The organism is Pantoea sp. X-Soil-ISGK-355 (assembly GCF_059730805.1).
Map to the genome: position 1 here is coordinate 3782759 of NZ_AP035971.1, position 15676 is coordinate 3798434.

The 15676-nt window shown below is 56.2% G+C and carries 12 protein-coding genes; 5 read left to right on the top strand and 7 right to left on the bottom strand.

Annotation, left to right across the window (positions count from 1 at the left end; all coding sequences use genetic code 11):
• Positions 1-29: 29 nt before the first annotated feature.
• Positions 30-584 (top strand): DcrB family lipoprotein, encoded by a 555-nt coding sequence (locus tag AC6I8J_RS17475; RefSeq protein ID WP_010253333.1) that lies wholly within the window; start codon positions 30-32, stop codon positions 582-584.
• A 49-nt stretch (positions 585-633) separates the two neighbouring features.
• Here AC6I8J_RS17475 and iolE read toward each other — a convergent pair whose 3' ends face one another.
• The 3 genes from iolE to iolD form a co-directional block, all read right to left on the bottom strand.
• Positions 634-1530: a myo-inosose-2 dehydratase gene (iolE, locus tag AC6I8J_RS17480; RefSeq protein ID WP_161735556.1), complete on the bottom strand. Its 897-nt coding sequence runs from the start codon at positions 1528-1530 to the stop codon at positions 634-636.
• Between the two features lie 47 nt (positions 1531-1577).
• Positions 1578-2588: a bifunctional inositol 2-dehydrogenase/D-chiro-inositol 1-dehydrogenase gene (gene iolG, locus AC6I8J_RS17485; protein WP_440829898.1), complete on the bottom strand. Its 1011-nt coding sequence runs from the start codon at positions 2586-2588 to the stop codon at positions 1578-1580.
• A 62-nt stretch (positions 2589-2650) separates the two neighbouring features.
• Positions 2651-4591, bottom strand: coding sequence for a 3D-(3,5/4)-trihydroxycyclohexane-1,2-dione acylhydrolase (decyclizing) (iolD, locus tag AC6I8J_RS17490; protein WP_161735560.1), 1941 nt, complete (start codon positions 4589-4591; stop codon positions 2651-2653).
• A 543-nt stretch (positions 4592-5134) separates the two neighbouring features.
• Between iolD and AC6I8J_RS17495 the strand changes: the two genes are divergently transcribed.
• The gene (locus AC6I8J_RS17495; protein WP_222924885.1) at positions 5135-7048 is read left to right on the top strand and encodes a bifunctional 5-dehydro-2-deoxygluconokinase/5-dehydro-2-deoxyphosphogluconate aldolase; all 1914 of its coding nucleotides are present in this window, start codon (positions 5135-5137) and stop codon (positions 7046-7048) included.
• 572 nt (positions 7049-7620) lie between these two features.
• The gene (locus tag AC6I8J_RS17500; protein ID WP_010253340.1) at positions 7621-8463 is read left to right on the top strand and encodes a MurR/RpiR family transcriptional regulator; all 843 of its coding nucleotides are present in this window, start codon (positions 7621-7623) and stop codon (positions 8461-8463) included.
• A 98-nt stretch (positions 8464-8561) separates the two neighbouring features.
• Here AC6I8J_RS17500 and iolB read toward each other — a convergent pair whose 3' ends face one another.
• Positions 8562-9380 (bottom strand): 5-deoxy-glucuronate isomerase, encoded by an 819-nt coding sequence (iolB, locus tag AC6I8J_RS17505; RefSeq protein ID WP_161735564.1) that lies wholly within the window; start codon positions 9378-9380, stop codon positions 8562-8564.
• A 112-nt stretch (positions 9381-9492) separates the two neighbouring features.
• Positions 9493-10998: a CoA-acylating methylmalonate-semialdehyde dehydrogenase gene (locus AC6I8J_RS17510; protein WP_161735566.1), complete on the bottom strand. Its 1506-nt coding sequence runs from the start codon at positions 10996-10998 to the stop codon at positions 9493-9495.
• Between the two features lie 420 nt (positions 10999-11418).
• On the opposite strand from AC6I8J_RS17510, the gene AC6I8J_RS17515 reads away from it, so the two are divergent.
• A complete protein-coding gene (locus tag AC6I8J_RS17515) occupies positions 11419-12234 on the top strand; it encodes a TIM barrel protein (protein ID WP_285087170.1) in 816 nt (271 codons plus the stop codon).
• Positions 12235-12309: 75 nt separating this feature from the next.
• On the opposite strand, the gene AC6I8J_RS17520 is transcribed toward AC6I8J_RS17515, so the two are convergent.
• Complete coding sequence (locus AC6I8J_RS17520; RefSeq protein WP_222924882.1) at positions 12310-13533, bottom strand: MFS transporter; 1224 nt, start codon at positions 13531-13533, stop codon at positions 12310-12312.
• A gap of 276 nt (positions 13534-13809) precedes the next feature.
• Between AC6I8J_RS17520 and AC6I8J_RS17525 the strand changes: the two genes are divergently transcribed.
• Positions 13810-14865, top strand: a complete 1056-nt coding sequence (locus tag AC6I8J_RS17525; RefSeq protein ID WP_161734145.1) for an AI-2E family transporter — start codon at positions 13810-13812, stop codon at positions 14863-14865.
• On the opposite strand, the gene AC6I8J_RS17530 is transcribed toward AC6I8J_RS17525, so the two are convergent.
• The gene (locus tag AC6I8J_RS17530; RefSeq protein ID WP_285087164.1) at positions 14854-15537 is read right to left on the bottom strand and encodes a FadR/GntR family transcriptional regulator; all 684 of its coding nucleotides are present in this window, start codon (positions 15535-15537) and stop codon (positions 14854-14856) included. The two genes, AC6I8J_RS17525 and AC6I8J_RS17530, sit on opposite strands and share 12 nt — an antisense overlap.
• Positions 15538-15676: the final 139 nt, after the last annotated feature.

The following is a 15676-nucleotide window of genomic DNA, read 5'->3' on the forward strand; positions in this document are numbered from 1 at the left end:
CCTGACTGGAAACTTAAAAAGGGATTCTGATGCGCAACCTGGTGAAATATGTAGGAATGGGTTTACTGGTACTTGGCCTGGCGGCCTGTGACCAGAAGAAAGATGAAGCGGCGAACGACAACGGCGTCAGCGCCAGTCAGTCGGCGCAGACCGTCACGCTGATGGATGGCAAACTGAGCTTCTCGCTGCCACCAGGCATGTCCGATAAAAGCGGTAAACTGGGTTCGCAGACTACGAACATGCACGTTTATGCGGATGAAACCGGTGCCCGCGCCATTATTGTGATTGCCGGTGACCCGACCAATGATGGTCTGGATGTGCTGTCGCAGCGTATGGAACAGCAGCAGCGTAACCGCGATCCACAGTTGCAGGTGGTGTCGAACAAATCTGTGACGCTGAAAGATCAGCCCGCCCAGCAGCTGGATACGGTGATTTCTGCTAACAACCAGACCTCATGGTCTTCCGTGGTTCTGGCAAAAGTGGATGGCAAGCTGGTGACACTGCAGATTACGCTGCCAGGCGATAATCAGCAGCAGGCACAGAGCGATGCTGACAACATTGTGAAAAGCATTACGCTGAAGTAAAACAAAAGGCGGGCTTCCCACCGGGAAGCCCGCCTTTGTTCACAGAACTTTATAAGCCTGTATTTTCCCGGATATATTTCCGCGCTTTCACCGCATACTCAAACGGATTGGCCAGCGCCGGATCCTGCTCCGCTTCCACCACCATCCAGCCTTTGTAGCCGTAATCGTCCAGGATTTTAAACACAGGTTTGAAGTCGATCACGCCATCGCCAGGTACGGTAAAGGTGCCCTTTTTGACGCCCTCCAGGAATGAGAGATGGTTCTCGCGCACCTCAGCCACCACTTCATCACGCACATCCTTAAGATGAACATGGAAGATGCGCGGCAGATATTTTTCCAGTACCGCCAGCATCTTCTGCTGGGAGCCTTCGGAGTAGTAGACGTGGCCGGTGTCATAGAGTAAACCAACCTGCTCGTCAGTCATCGTCATAAACCGGTCAATCTCTTCAGTGGTCTGAATGCCGGTGCCCATGTGGTGATGCAGCGTCACGCGCATCCCCTTGTCCGCTGCGATGCGGGCCAGTTCGTTGTAGCCCTCTGCCGTTAACCGCCACTCTTCATCGCTGAAAATCGCTTTCTCTTCAAACACCGCAAGCCCGGTGCCCTGAATACTTTTACTCTGCTCAGAACAGCCAATCACCCGCGCGCCCATCGCATGCAGGAAGTTCATGTGCTCGATGAACTGTTCGATGGTTTTCTCTTTATCGCCGTTGGCAAAAAAGGTGCTAAACCAGGCATTGCAGATTTCGATGCCGCGAATATCGAGCATCGGTTTCAGAATCGCCGGATCCCGCGGGTATTTGCTGCCCACTTCGCTACCGGTAAAGCCCGCCAGCGCCATCTCACTGACGGTCTGCTGAAAGGTGTTTTCACTGCCGAGATCCGGCATGTCATCGTTGGTCCAGCCGATCGGCGCGATCGCCAGTTTTACATTCTCTTTGTTCATCTTCTCATTCCCAGGCGGAGAGCGGCCAGGCCGCATAGACAGCTGAATCAGTTATAGAAAGCGGGACGCGGTGGCATCTCTACCGTCTCGATCGCACCACTGTTCTGCGCTTTGATGCAGGCATCGGCGGCCACCGAGGCAGCAAAGCCATCCCAGGCAGAAGGACCAGTAAGCTGGCCCGCGTTGATATCGTTGATAAACGCCTGCAGCTCAACGTCATACGCCTCGATAAAGCGATCTTTCCAGTCCACCAGAATGGTGTTCGACAGGCGGGCATCTTTGCGCAGCTGCACCGAAGAAGGCTCTGGCAGGCGGGCAATGCCCTCTTCACCGACCACTTCACACTGAATGTCATAGCCGTAAGCGCAGTTAACAAAGATCTCGACGTCAATGCGGACCCCTTTGTGAGTTTCGAACAGGACGATCTGCGGGTCTTTCAGCTGACCATGGGACTTTGACGTCACGCGCGGGAAAATCACCTGCACCGTTTTATAGTCGTCACTGGTCAGCCAGCGCAGCACATCCAGCTCGTGGATCAGGGTATTCGTAATCGCCATCGGCGTGGTGTAGTTTTCTGGCACGGTCGGGTTGCGGTGCGCGCAGTGCAGCATCAGCGGTTCACCGATATCGCCATCGGTGATCACTTTTTTCAGGGCGCGATAGCCCGCATCGTAAGGGCGCATAAAGCCAACCTGCACCAGGCGTTTACCCGCCTGAATCTCTGCATCCACTACCCGGCGGCAGCCCTCGGCGCTCATCGCCAGCGGCTTCTCACAGAAGACCGGTTTACCGGCGGCAATTGCCGCTAAGGTGAACTCTTCGTGGGTCGGATCCCATGAGGTGACCAGCACCGCATCGACGTTGGATGACTGAATCACATCATGACCATTTTCAAACACCTCCGCCTCTATGTTCAGGCGTTGCAGTGCAGCCCGCGCGCCGTCAACATTGATGTCAGAGACGGCAACCACCTGAGCCCCCTGCAGCACATGGCTGCAGCGGCGAATATGTTCCTGACCAATTGCACCTGTACCGATGACGCCAAGTTTCAAAGTCATAATTACACCTGTGTAGGGTTCGTACGGAGAAGAGGAAAACGGGCCGCAGCACGGCCCGGAAATCAGTATTTGCGCGCCTGATCCAGATGGCTGTTGAGCTTGTCCGCCACCGCCTGAGCGCGTTCGGTTTTCGACGCCTGTGCTACGCCGACGTGCCACCAGCTGAAATATTTGTGGATCATGGTTTTTGGCAGCACTTTGATGTCGATAAGGGTAGAAACCGTCTGGGTGCGGGCATCTTCCAGCGCCGCTTTAAGCTGCTCCAGGCTGGTGACGCGATAAGTTTTGCAGCCATAACCGGCAGCAATGGCCGCGAAATCGACCGGGATAAAGCCACCGTCCAGCCTGCCGCTTTCCGCGTTACGGAAACGGAACTCGGTGGTGAAGCTGTCCATACCGTGTTCCATCTGCAGGTTGTTGATACAGCCGTTAGTCATGTTATCCAGCAGCACGACATTGATCTTCGCCCTTTCCTGAATCGAAGTGACCAGCTCAGAGTGCAGCATCATAAAGGAGCCGTCGCCGACCAGCGCATAGACCTCGCGTTGCGGCTGCGCCAGTTTTGCACCCAGCGCGGCATTCACTTCATAGCCCATGCAGGAGTAGCCATATTCGACGTGGTAGGCGTTGTAATCTTTGGTGCGCCAGACGCGCTGCAGGTCGCCCGGCAGGCTGCCTGCGGCGGCTACCACGACCGCATCTTTCGGCAGTTGCTCATTTAAGGTGCCGAGCACGCTGCTTTGCGTCAGCAGTGACTGAGTCAGGCGGTTAAATTCTGCGAACACCGCTTCGCGATCGAGATGGTCAGCAATCTCCGGCACAAAGTCGCCATCGTGATATTCCACCTGATAGACGCGCTGCGTCTCTTTCAGCAGCTGACTCTGCGCCTGCTCAATCTGATTGCCCCAGTCATTGCTGTAGTGCTGTGAGGCCAGCGCAGCAGTGAGCGCGGTCAGCCCTTCACGGGCATCGGCCAGCAGCTGCACACCATCGAGCTTGTAGCTGTCGAAGTTGCTGACGTTGATGTTCAGGAAGCTGACATCGGGATGCTGGAAAATCCATTTGGATGCGGTGGTGAAGTCGGTGTAGCGGGTGCCGATGCCGATGACTAAATCGGCCTCTTTCGCCAGCAGGTTAGCGGCCAGACAGCCGGTTTCGCCTACGCCGCCGACATTCAGCGGATGGTCAGAGACCAGCGTGCCCTTGCCCGCCTGCGTCTCGGCAAAGGGAATCTGATAGCGTTCGGCAAACTGGCGCAGTGCCTCGCCCGCTTCGGAATATTTTACCCCGCCGCCGCAGATAATTATCGGCTTGCGCTTACGGTTAATCAGCGTCAGGGCATCCGCCAGCTGCGCCGCGACCGGCAGGCGACGATCCAGACGGTGCACGCGTTTCTGGAAGAAGTAGTCCGGGTAATCCCAGGCTTCGCCCTGCACATCCTGCGGCAGCGACAGCGTGACCGCGCCGGTTTCGGCCGGATCGGTCAGCACGCGCATGGCATTGATACAGGCGGACATCAGCTGCTCAGGGCGGCTGACACGATCCCAGTATTTGCTGACGGCGCGGAAGGCGTCGTTAGTGCTGATGCTGAGATCGTAGCTCTGCTCAATCTGCTGCAGCACCGGATCGGGCTGGCGCGTGGCGAAGACGTCGCCGGGCAGTAGCAACAGAGGAATGCGGTTAGCGGTCGCAGTGGCGGCGGCAGTAATCATGTTAGCCGCACCCGGTCCTACAGACGAACTGCAGGCGATAATCTGACGGCGCAGCGACTGACGGGCAAAGCCAGTGGCAGCATGGGCCATGCCCTGCTCATTACGCCCCTGCCAGACCACCAGATCGCCGCTGTCCTGTTCCAGCGCCTGGCCCAGCCCCAGCACGTTGCCATGGCCGAAGATGGCGAAGATGCCTTTGACGAACTTCGTCTCAACGCCATCAACATCGATGAATTGATTATCAAGAAATTTAACCAGCGCCTGTGCCGTGGTCAGTCTGATTGTGCCCATGTTCTTCCTTACATGCTGGTGGACCCCGACTTCCGCGACAGCGCGCCAGGCGTTGTCATTGGCGGAAAAGCGGCCGGAATAACTGAAACGTGAGGCGATTATAAACAAATATATTTTTCATAAAACACGATTACAGAAGAAACATTTCATTTTGCGAGTGAGATCAAATTTAACGATGGCAGCAGGACTGGCGAGCGATCACGACGGGGAAATCTGGAACGTTTAGCAGAGAGTGGTTCATGATGAAAAAATTCATTTCAATGCAGCAGCTTGCCTGACTGGCGTGCTGATTCCTGCGATCGCCTTCACAACCCTGACATACCGCACATCGTAGCAGCAGAGATCGTGCAGGTGGGCGGCAATCAGGAGTTTTACCTGGTTCACAAAATTGCGATGGATATTTCATTTCATATTGAATATGGAATTTTTATTCCTCATACTCCCCTCATAGTCAGCCAGATACCCACAGACCCGGAAGCAGAGCCTGCCTGGATCGGTTTTTTCGCCCACCAGCTCTGCGAATCACAGAAGGAAACCACAGGTATGAGTACACAACAGAAGCCGCTTGATGTGATTTGTATCGGGCGCATCGCCGTTGATTTTTATGGCCAGCAAATCGGAGCGCGGCTGGAAGATGTCACCTCCTTTGCTAAATATCTGGGGGGATCGTCGGGCAACGTCGCTTATGGCACCGCGATTCAGGGGCTGAAATCAGCGATGCTGGCGCGGGTGGGAGATGAGCATAATGGTCGCTTTCTGCGTGAGGAATTGCAGCGCGTGGGCTGTAACACCGATGCCCTGATCACCGATGCAAAACGCCTGACTGGCATGGTGATCCTGGGGATTAAAGATGAAGAGACTTTTCCGCTGATTTTCTACCGTGATAACTGCGCTGATATGGGTCTGGTGCCGGACGATATCGACGAAGCCTTTATTACCTCGTCCCGCGCGGTGGCGGTCACCGGCACGCACTTATCCCATCCGCAGACGCGTGAAGCGGTGCTGAAAGCACTGGATATCGCCCGCCGCAATGGCCTGCGCACGGCGCTGGATATCGATTACCGCCCGGTGTTATGGGGACTGACCTCTCTGGGCGACGGTGAAACACGTTTCATTGAGTCCTCTCAGGTCACGCAGCAGTTGCAGGAAGTGGTGCACTATTTCGATTTGATCGTCGGCACCGAAGAGGAGTTTCATATTGCCGGTGGCAGCACCGATACTCTGACTGCGCTGAAAAACGTGCGTCAGGCGAGCCAGGCGACGCTGGTCTGCAAACGCGGTCCGCTGGGTTGTGTGGTGTTTGAAGGTGAAATTCCGGATAGCTGGGAACAGACTCAGCTGCACACCGGCGTGCGCGTCGACGTGCTCAACGTGCTGGGCGCGGGCGATGCCTTTATGTCTGGCCTGCTGCGCGGCTGGCTGAATGATGAAGGCTGGGAGCAGGCGTGCCGTTATGCCAATGCCTGTGGCGCGCTGGTCGTGTCGCGCCACGGCTGTGCCCCTGCCATGCCAACCAAAGCGGAGCTGGATGATTTCCTGAGCCGCGACACAGAGGTGAAGCGTCCCGATCTCGACAGTCGTCTGAACCATCTGCACCGTGTGACCACCCGTAAGCAGCAGTGGCCGGAGCTGAACGTTTTCGCCTTTGACCATCGCAAACAGCTGGCGGATATGGCGCAGGAAGCGGGCGTTGATGAGAGCCGCATTCCACAGCTTAAACTGCTGCTGCTGGAAGCCGCTCAGCAGGCGGCCAGTGAGGCGGGACTAGAGAACAAAAGTGGCATTCTGGCGGATACCACGTATGGTCAGAAAGCGCTGAATGCCATCACGGGTAAAAAGTGGTGGATTGGCCGCCCAATCGAGCTGCCCAGCTCACGTCCACTGCGTCTGGAGCATGGCAACATCGGCTCGCAGCTAATCGACTGGCCCGCCGAACATGTCGTGAAATGTCTGGTCTTCTATCATCCACATGACAGTGCTGAACTGCGCAAAGAGCAGGACGATCTGGTGCTCGACGTCTGGAAAGGCTGCAATAAAAGTGGCCATGAGCTGCTGCTGGAAGTGATTCTTCCCGAGAGTAACCCGGATAAGAATGAAGCCTATTACCTCGATATACTGAGCCATTTTTACAGTCTGGGCATCCAGCCGGACTGGTGGAAACTGCCCCCGCTATCCGCAGAGAGCTGGCAGGCGATCAGCGGTCTGATTGAGCAGCAGGATCCTCACTGTCGCGGCATTCTGTTACTCGGTCTGGATGCGCCCGAAGAGAAGCTTAAAGCGGGCTTCGCCGCGGCGGCCAAAGCGCCCTGGGTGAAAGGTTTTGCGGTAGGCCGCACTATCTTTGGTCAGCCTTCCCGCCAGTGGTTACAGGGGGAGCTGGACGATCAGGCGCTGATTGAGACGGTTAAAGGCAACTATCTGCGACTGATTGAGTACTGGCGCGCTGCCCGCGCCTGATTTCCTGCTCTGCCAGAGGCTGTCTCAACCGGGATAGCCTCAGACTGCTGACTCATTCAAAGCAGGGTGAATGTTGCCGCAACGAATAAGCTCAATGCGCAGGTAACACGGTCAGAGGAGGAAAGCGTCCCGCCGCCCGGATAAAAACGCCAGGCGTTTTTGAACAACGCAACGCGTTGGCCCGGCTACGGGCGCACCTCAGGGATGAGGTGCGTAATTGCGCGGGCCGAGCGGCCAGGGATGGCTTTAGCGACTTTCCGATCTGACCGTGTTACCTGAGCCTGCACAGTCTTACAGCGGGAAGGGGCACACTTTTCAACAATCTCACGCCATCCCAGCCGGGATGGCGTTTTTACTCGCATCCCTCTTCCCCTCACTGACTTTCCACGCCGGTTTTCATCCTGTTATGACCTGTGCAGAGGCGCGCCTCGGGCGCTGAGGCTAATCTGTGAACCATTTCATAAAGCCATGAAATAAACCGCATCGTTGACGCAAAGAAATGAAATTTTCCATCCATCTGATACTATAGCGCTCATTATGCAGCCATTATTCTAAAGATACGGGCAGAAGTGATGAACAATAATCCCACCCAACTTTCTCTCTTGCAGGACGATATTCGTCGCCGCTACGAAACGCTGAGCAAGCGTCTTAAACAGGTTGCGCGCTACATCCTTGATAACAGTAACAGTATTGCTTTTGATACCGTCGCCTCAATTGCTCAGCAGGCCGATGTGCCGCCGTCGACGCTGATCCGTTTTGCGAATGCATTTGGCTTCAGCGGCTTCAACGAAATGAAACAGGTTTTTCGTCAGCACCTGATGGAAGAGACGGTCAATTATACCGAGCGCGCGCGTCTGTTTCGTCAGACCTCAACGGACGACAGCGCCAGTGCGCCTGAAAGTCCGGCGGAGATCCTTAACGTCTTTACCATGGTGAACAGCCAGGCGCTGCAGCAGCTGGCGATGCAGGTAAACCCTGAGCAGCTGAACAAAGCAGTGAAGCTGCTGAATGAGGCTGAGAACATCTATGTAATTGGCCTGCGTCGCTCGTTCAGCGTCGCCTCCTATCTGGTCTACGCGCTGCGTCATCTGGAGCGTCGTGCTTTTCTGATTGATGGTCTGGGCGGGATGTTCACCGAGCAGCTCAGCCTGGTTAACCCGAAAGATGTGGTGATTGCGATCAGCTACTCGCCCTATGCGCGTGAAGCGGTCGAGGTAGTCGAAATGGGAGCCAAGCGTGGCGCGCATCAGATTGCCATTACCGACAGTCAGGTCAGCCCACTGGCTGCCTTTAGCGATGTCTGTTTTGTGGTGCGAGAAGCACAGGTCGATGGCTTCCGTTCGCAGGTCGCCTCACTCTGCCTGGCACAGACGCTGGCGGTTTCGCTGGCGCTGAACAACGCAAAGACCAGCTGAGTTTCACACACAAAAAAGGGCAGCGCGACAGGCTGCCCTTTTTACTGATATGAACGCGGGTTATAAACGGTGATTGCTGTTTATTTTTCAGCGAAGACTTACGCTTTCCGTGGATAGCTGTCGCTGTTCACCCAGGCGTGATCTTTCTCCCAGGTAAATTTCCACAGCCGCACCGGCCCCGCCATCACGTTCAGATAGTAGTTGTTGTATCCCGCCAGCGTCGCTACCGGATGATAGCCGCGCGGTACCATCACAACGTCGCGATTATAGGGTGCCATACAGACATCCAGGGAACGGTCGTCGGTGTAAACGCGCTGCATGGCAAAGCCAGGTTCCGGATCGAAACGGTGATAGTAGGTCTCTTCCAGGTAGGTTTCGTTTTCACTCTCCTCCTGGTCGTGCTTGTGGCTGGGATAAGAGCTGGTATCGCCCTCGTTGGTATAGACTTCCACCACCAGCAGGCTATCAGCCGGTTCATTGTCAGGCAGGATATTGTGAACCAGGCGCTGATTGCGCCCTTTTCCGCGATGCTCAACACCGACATCGGCTGGCGCAATCAGTCTTGCAGGCAGATTGCCCTGACCGGGTGCGTTACAGACAGCCAGCTCAAGATCGCTGTCAGCATAGACTTCCACTTCATCATCATGCGGCACATACACAGAATATGGCGGCACACGTTCGAAAGGCGACATGCGCTTACCGATGCCGGGAAATTCAGCATGGCGGGTTTTCACCGAGGCCAGCCCGGCCACCAGCACCAGACACAGCTCTTTATCACCGCTGGTCAGACGCAGGGTTTCCCCTTTTTTCAGCAGATAAGCATCAAAGCCAACATAACGCCAGCCAGCGCGCTCAGGCGTCACATGCTGGATACGACCCTGTGCGTCAGGGGCCTGTGCTTTCGACAGTAAAGACATCCTGATCCTCCTCTCTGTCACGATTGACGCTGCGGTAGGCTCACGGGCGAGGTGCCAGCGAACAAAGCGACCGGCAGACTCTCCTGCCGGTCGCGATCAGCGTTGAAATAGATCAGCCTAAGGTTGGCATACTGAATTCAGACACGGTCTGCTGACCGGACGGCCAGCGCACGGTGGCGGTTTTCATACGGGTATAGAAGCGCACGCCATCCGGCCCGTGAACATTGAGCGCGCCAAACACCGAACGTTTCCAGCCACCGAAGCTGTGAAACGCCATCGGTACCGGAACCGGCACGTTAACACCGACCATGCCCGCTTCAACGTTCTGCACAAACTCACGCGCGGTGTGACCGTTGCTGGTGAAAATGGCGCTGCCGTTACCAAACTCATGGCTGTTGACCAGTTGCAGCGCGCTGTCGTAGTCCGGTGCGCGCATGATGCTCAGCACCGGCCCAAAAATCTCTTCACGCCAGATCACCATCTCAGAGGTGACGTTATCAAACAGCGTGCCACCAACGTAGTAACCTTCGGCGTGGCCTGCAACCTGAACGTTACGGCCATCGACCACCAGCTTCGCGCCTTCCTGCTCGCCTTTATCGATGTAACCCAGCACCTTCTTCTGGTGTGCAGCTGAGACAACTGGCCCCATCTCATTTTCTTCGGCACCCTGATTGATCCCAGGGCCGATCCGCAGCGCTTTCACCAGCGGCGTCAGACGGGCAATCAGTTTGTCGGCAGTATCATCGCCCACCGCGACCACCACTGGCAGCGCCATGCAGCGTTCACCGGCCGAGCCAAATGCGCCGCCCATAATCGCGTTAACGGTGGCATCCAGATCGGCGTCCGGCATAACGATAGCGTGGTTTTTCGCCGCGCCAAACGCCTGCACCCGCTTGCCGTGGGCGCTGGCGGTTTTATAGATATGTTCAGCCACGCCCGATGACCCGACGAAGCTCACCGCAGCAATGCGCGGATCTTTATAGAGCTGTTCAGCATCTTCGTTAGAGCTGTGCACCACGTTGAATACGCCATCCGGCAGACCCGCTTCGGTCAGCAGTTCAGCCATACGCACGGCCGCAGACGGATCCAGCGCTGGTGGCTTCAGAACAAAGGTATTACCGCAGGCCAGGGCGATCGGGAACATCCACAGCGGCACCATTGCGGGGAAGTTAAACGGCGTAATACCCGCCACGACACCCACCGGCTGCATCAGCGAGAAGCTGTCAACGCCGCCGCCGACGTTCGGGGAATATTCACCTTTAAGCAGATGTGGAATCCCGCAGGCAAACTCAATCACTTCAATGCCGCGCGTCAGTTCACCTAACGCATCAGACCAGACTTTGCCATGCTCAGAGACAATCAGCGCCGCCAGCTCATCACGATGCTGCTCCATCAGGGCTTTAAAGTTAAACAGAACGCGGGCGCGACGCAGCGGCGAGGTTTTTGACCAGGCAGCAAATGCGTCATGTGCGACACCAATCGCCTGAGCCACTTCATCAGCGGTACTTTGCGTCAGTTCACGTACCACTTTGCCGGTTGCCGGATCGTAAACAGGAATGGTTTCGTTGCTGGCGCTGAACGTCGTTTGGCCGCCAATAAAGTTACCTATGATTGTCATGATGTTGCCTCTTAAGATGGTTAAGTTCCCTGCAGACGGGCCCTGTGGCCTGCCACACTGCCTGACCAGGCAAACCTGAAAGCGTGCTATGAAGCTATTACAGTGGAATAAATTTTTCAAATAATTCTTTTTGGAAAATTTGCTTTTAGCGGCACGGATCGCATTTTTGCCGCCCTTCAGCGCCTGACGATGTCCCGATGGCAGGAGGCGTTTAATAGCGCTCAGCCTTAGCCTGACAGGCGAATAGCAGAGGTGGTGAGAGCTGGTATTCCTGCGACGTTGCTCCAGCGTTTATGCATCAGACTGAAACGGAATATGAAATTAATGCGAGACCGATCTAATAATTTGCATTTCATAATTCACTATCAATGAAATAAATGTTTTCTTTAGCCCATCATTCTCCTGTCCCGGAGTCAGCGCATGGCTATCGATCCCACCCGTTTCTGTATCAACCGCAAAATTGCGCCCCGGTTCTCGCTGGAGGCCTTCTTTCAGCTGGTTCAGCGTCTGGGGCTGAGCAAGGTCGAACTGCGTAATGACATGCCGGGCGGCAGCGTCACCGATGATCTCAGTACCGTTCAGCTGCGCGCCCTTGCCGATAAGTATCACATCGATATCGTCACGATTAATGCGCTCTATCCGTTTAACCGGATTGATGACGCGCTGCTGACGCGGGCCGAGTCGCTGTTACAGACAGCACAACAGATTGGCGCAAAGGCACTGGTGATGTGTCCACTGAATGAGGGAATTACCGTGTCGCCTCAGCAGACGCAGGCGGCGATGCAGAAGCTGGCGCCGCGCTTTGCCCATTACGGTATTCAGGGTCTGGTCGAGCCGCTGGGGTTTCCGGTCAGCTCACTGCGTTCGATCGTGCAGGCGCAGGAATTGATCGCAGAGGCAGGCGTGCCCTTTAAGCTGCTGCTGGATACCTTTCATCATCATCTCTATGAGCAGGCTGAACAGGAATTTCCGACAGGTATCGATATTGACCAGATTGGGCTGGTGCATCTTTCGGGCGTGGAAGATCGGCGTCCGACTGCCGAACTGACCGACGACGAACGGATCATGCTGAGTGACAACGATGTGCTGAAGAGCGTGGTGCAGGTTAAACGGCTGGAAATGCTCGGCTACAAAGGCGTCTACGCCTTTGAGCCGTTCTCCGGTCAGCTCAACAGCTGGACCCCGGCGGAGATTGAACGCCAGATCCGCCACAGTATTGAACTGCTGCAGGCCTGAAGCCTGTTTCAGCCATAATTTATACGTTTATCTGTGTCTGAAAAGACGTTATGGCCCACTGCTGGGCCATTTTTTTTATCCTGAACTCTCGTCCGTTACTGACGCTGAAGCGTGACGCCGCTGCAGACGCAGCGTGCAGAAAAACGCGACGCAGACCAGCAATCCCGTGAGCAGATAGACGCGTGAAACATCCGCATAATTCATGATGAACCCGGCCAGTGGCCCGGTTATTCCCAGCGACAGATCCATAAAAGCGGTGTAGGTCGCCAGGGCGCTGCCCTGATTCTGCTGCGGCACTACTTTTACCGCCACCACACCCAGCGCCGGGAACACCAGTGAGAATCCGGCGCCGGTCAGAAACGCGCCCGCTTTTGCCATCCAGGGATCACCCGCTGCAGCGACCAGAAAGAGTCCGGCAGCCTCAACCGCCAGACAGACGCTGGCGACCCGCAGGCCACCATGGCGGTTAATTGCATTCGGAAACAGCAGGCGCGCCCCGACGAAAGCAGCGCTGAACAGGGAGAGCGCAAAGGCGGCCCCTTCCCAGCCTTTATCCTGATAGAACAGCGTGATAAAGGTGGCAATCACGCCGAAACCTGCCGATCCCATCGCCAGAATTGCGCCAAAGCCAGCGATTTTCCCCAGCACCGCCCGAAACGGCAGCGGTCTGGCGCGGCTGGCTTTTACCGCCGGACGCGGGACCGCGCAGACGATGCCGACCACGCAGATGGCCACAATCACCAGTGACAGCCACAGCAGCCCACCTGCCCGGAAGATCACCACGCCCAGCGGCGCGCCTATCGCCATCGCACCGTAGGTGACGATGCCGTTCCAGGAAATCACGCGGCCAATGTGCAGTGACCCCACCCGCGCCACCCCCCACAACGAGGTGCCGGTGCCAGTAAAGCTCTGGCCCACACCCAGAATCAACCGGCCCACGCAGAGCAGTATCAGGCTCCACACCGGTGATGCGATCAGCGCCGCCAGCAGAATACACAATCCGCTAATCAGACAGCCCACCAGACCGGTCACCACCACTTTCTTTGGTCCCCAGAGATCGGCATAGCGCCCGGCGTGTGGCCGGCTCAGCAGTGTTGCCACATATTGCAGGCTGATCACCACGCCCGCCCAGAATGCGCTGAAGCCCAGCTGGTCATGCACCCAGCCAGGCAGGACCGCCAGCGGCAGACCAATAGTGAGATAGCTGGCAAAGTTGTAGGCGACGATAGAGAGGATCAGCAGCGAGATATTCAGGCTTCCGGATGGAGCATTCTGTTCCGCTGCAGGCTGTTCAGGCATAGGTTCTCGCGCGTAGTTGGCTGAATGATAAGGTTTATCCTTTAACTATACCCGCTTTCGTCACTGGCGCATCCCAATGGCTCGGTTATCGGGCAGCAGAACGCGGCGTAAAAACAGGAACAGCAGGGCGTCGCGGCCCTGGCGTCATAGCTGAGTGCGATGGCGCTGATTACCTCGCTATTATGCCGCCGCGCTTTACCGTTTCTCTGATAAATCAGATTGTTAATTTTCTTTCAGCTACACTTCCAACAGCCAGATTACGTCACGGGAGAGGCAATGAGCGAGCTGCAACGGGAAAAGATTGGACAAAATATTCTGATAAAACTGGCAATGCTGGTCATCATTCTTGCCGGGGTTCGGGCCGCGTCCGATATTCTGGTCCCGCTTCTGCTGGCGGCGTTCTTTGCCATTGTGCTGAATCCGTTGGTGACAATGCTGATGCGTCGTGGCTTCCGCCGTGGACTGGCGATTGGGCTGGTCATTACTGTGATCTTCTGCGGTATTCTGCTGCTGGGTGCCATCATCGCCAGCTCGATGAGCGAGTTTTCTGATCTCTACCCGCAACTGCGCGCCACCATGGAGCAGAAAATGACGGTGTTGCAACATCTGGCGGCGGGTTTTCATCTCAATATTTCTACCGATGCGCTGGTACAGCGCTTTGACCCGAATACCATGATGAACCTGGCGAGCGTGGCGCTCAGCGGCTTTTCCGGCGCGATGACCAATACCGTGCTGCTGGTGCTTACCGTGGTCTTTATGCTGTTTGAGGTTCATCACCTGCCTTACAAAATGCGTAACGCACTGGTAAATCCCAAAATTCGCATCGCCGGGCTGCATAAGGCGCTGAAAGGTGTAACGCACTATCTGGCGCTAAAAACCCTGGTGAGTCTCATCACCGGCATCGCCGTCTGGTTGAGTCTCTATCTGCTGGATGTAAAGTTCGCGCTGCTGTGGGGCGTCGTGGCATTTATCCTCAACTATATTCCTAATATCGGCCCGATTATTGCCGGCATTCCGCCTTTTCTGCAGGCGCTGTTACTGAACAGCCTGTTTGATGCCGCGATGGTGGCAGCGCTGTTTACCGCGATTCATATGGTGTTTGGTAACATGCTGGAACCGCGTCTGATGGGTCGCGGCCTGGGTTTATCAACGCTGGTGGTATTTCTGTCACTGGTCTTCTGGGGCTGGCTGCTCGGACCGGTCGGCATGCTGCTCTCGGTGCCGCTGACCAGCATTACCAAAATCCTGATGGAGACCACGCCGGGCGGCAGCCGTCTGGCGATTATGCTGGGCACCGGACGACCTAAACGCGTTCGGGGATTAACCAAGTAGCCGCTGCTGGACGTGCTGCAGATGGCTCTCCATCGCCTGGCGGGCTACTGCTTCGTCGCCTGCCACAATCGCGTCGGCGATCTGCTGATGGTCAGCGTTCATCGCCTGCGCAAAGCTGTTATCGGCATAATGGCGTTCCAGCCGCTGCACGTGTGGGCTGTGACGCCGGTTCCAGAGCTGCTCCAGCAGGTCGCGTAACACGTCATTGCCACTCATCTCGCCGATCAGCAGATGAAAGCGTTTATCCTGCTCCAGATACGCCGCGTCGTTTTCATTGTACTGCTGCAGTTCAGCGGTCAGCGCCAGCAGTGCCTCCCGCTGCACGGCGGTTCCGTTACGGGCGGCAAATCCTGCCAGCATGCCTTCAAAGGCTTCACGCGCCTGCAAAAGGTCCTGCAGGCTGCAGGTTTCACTCTCCTGCGGGATTGCGGCCTGTGGCAGCGGCTGAGCGACGTAAACACCATTGCCGGTACGGATATCGACCCAGCCGGTCATCTCCAGCGCAATCAATGCTTCACGCACTGACGAACGGCTGACACCCAGCTGTTTTGCCAGCTCGCGCTCGGGCGGTAACAGGCCGCCCGCCACAAAATCACCGCGCGCGATACCGGCCATAATGGCGTTGGCGATCTGACGGTACAGGCGCTCCGTTTTAATGACTGGCAGGTTCATTACCTTCTCCTTTTATTCCGCATAAACCGCTCACTTGCCGGATGCAGTTTGTCATGCTGCGATCCGGATCACGGCCCTGTTTTGCCCTCTATCATACTCTTGGCCCAGCGGCCTGACCACTGGGCCGCATCACAGTTGA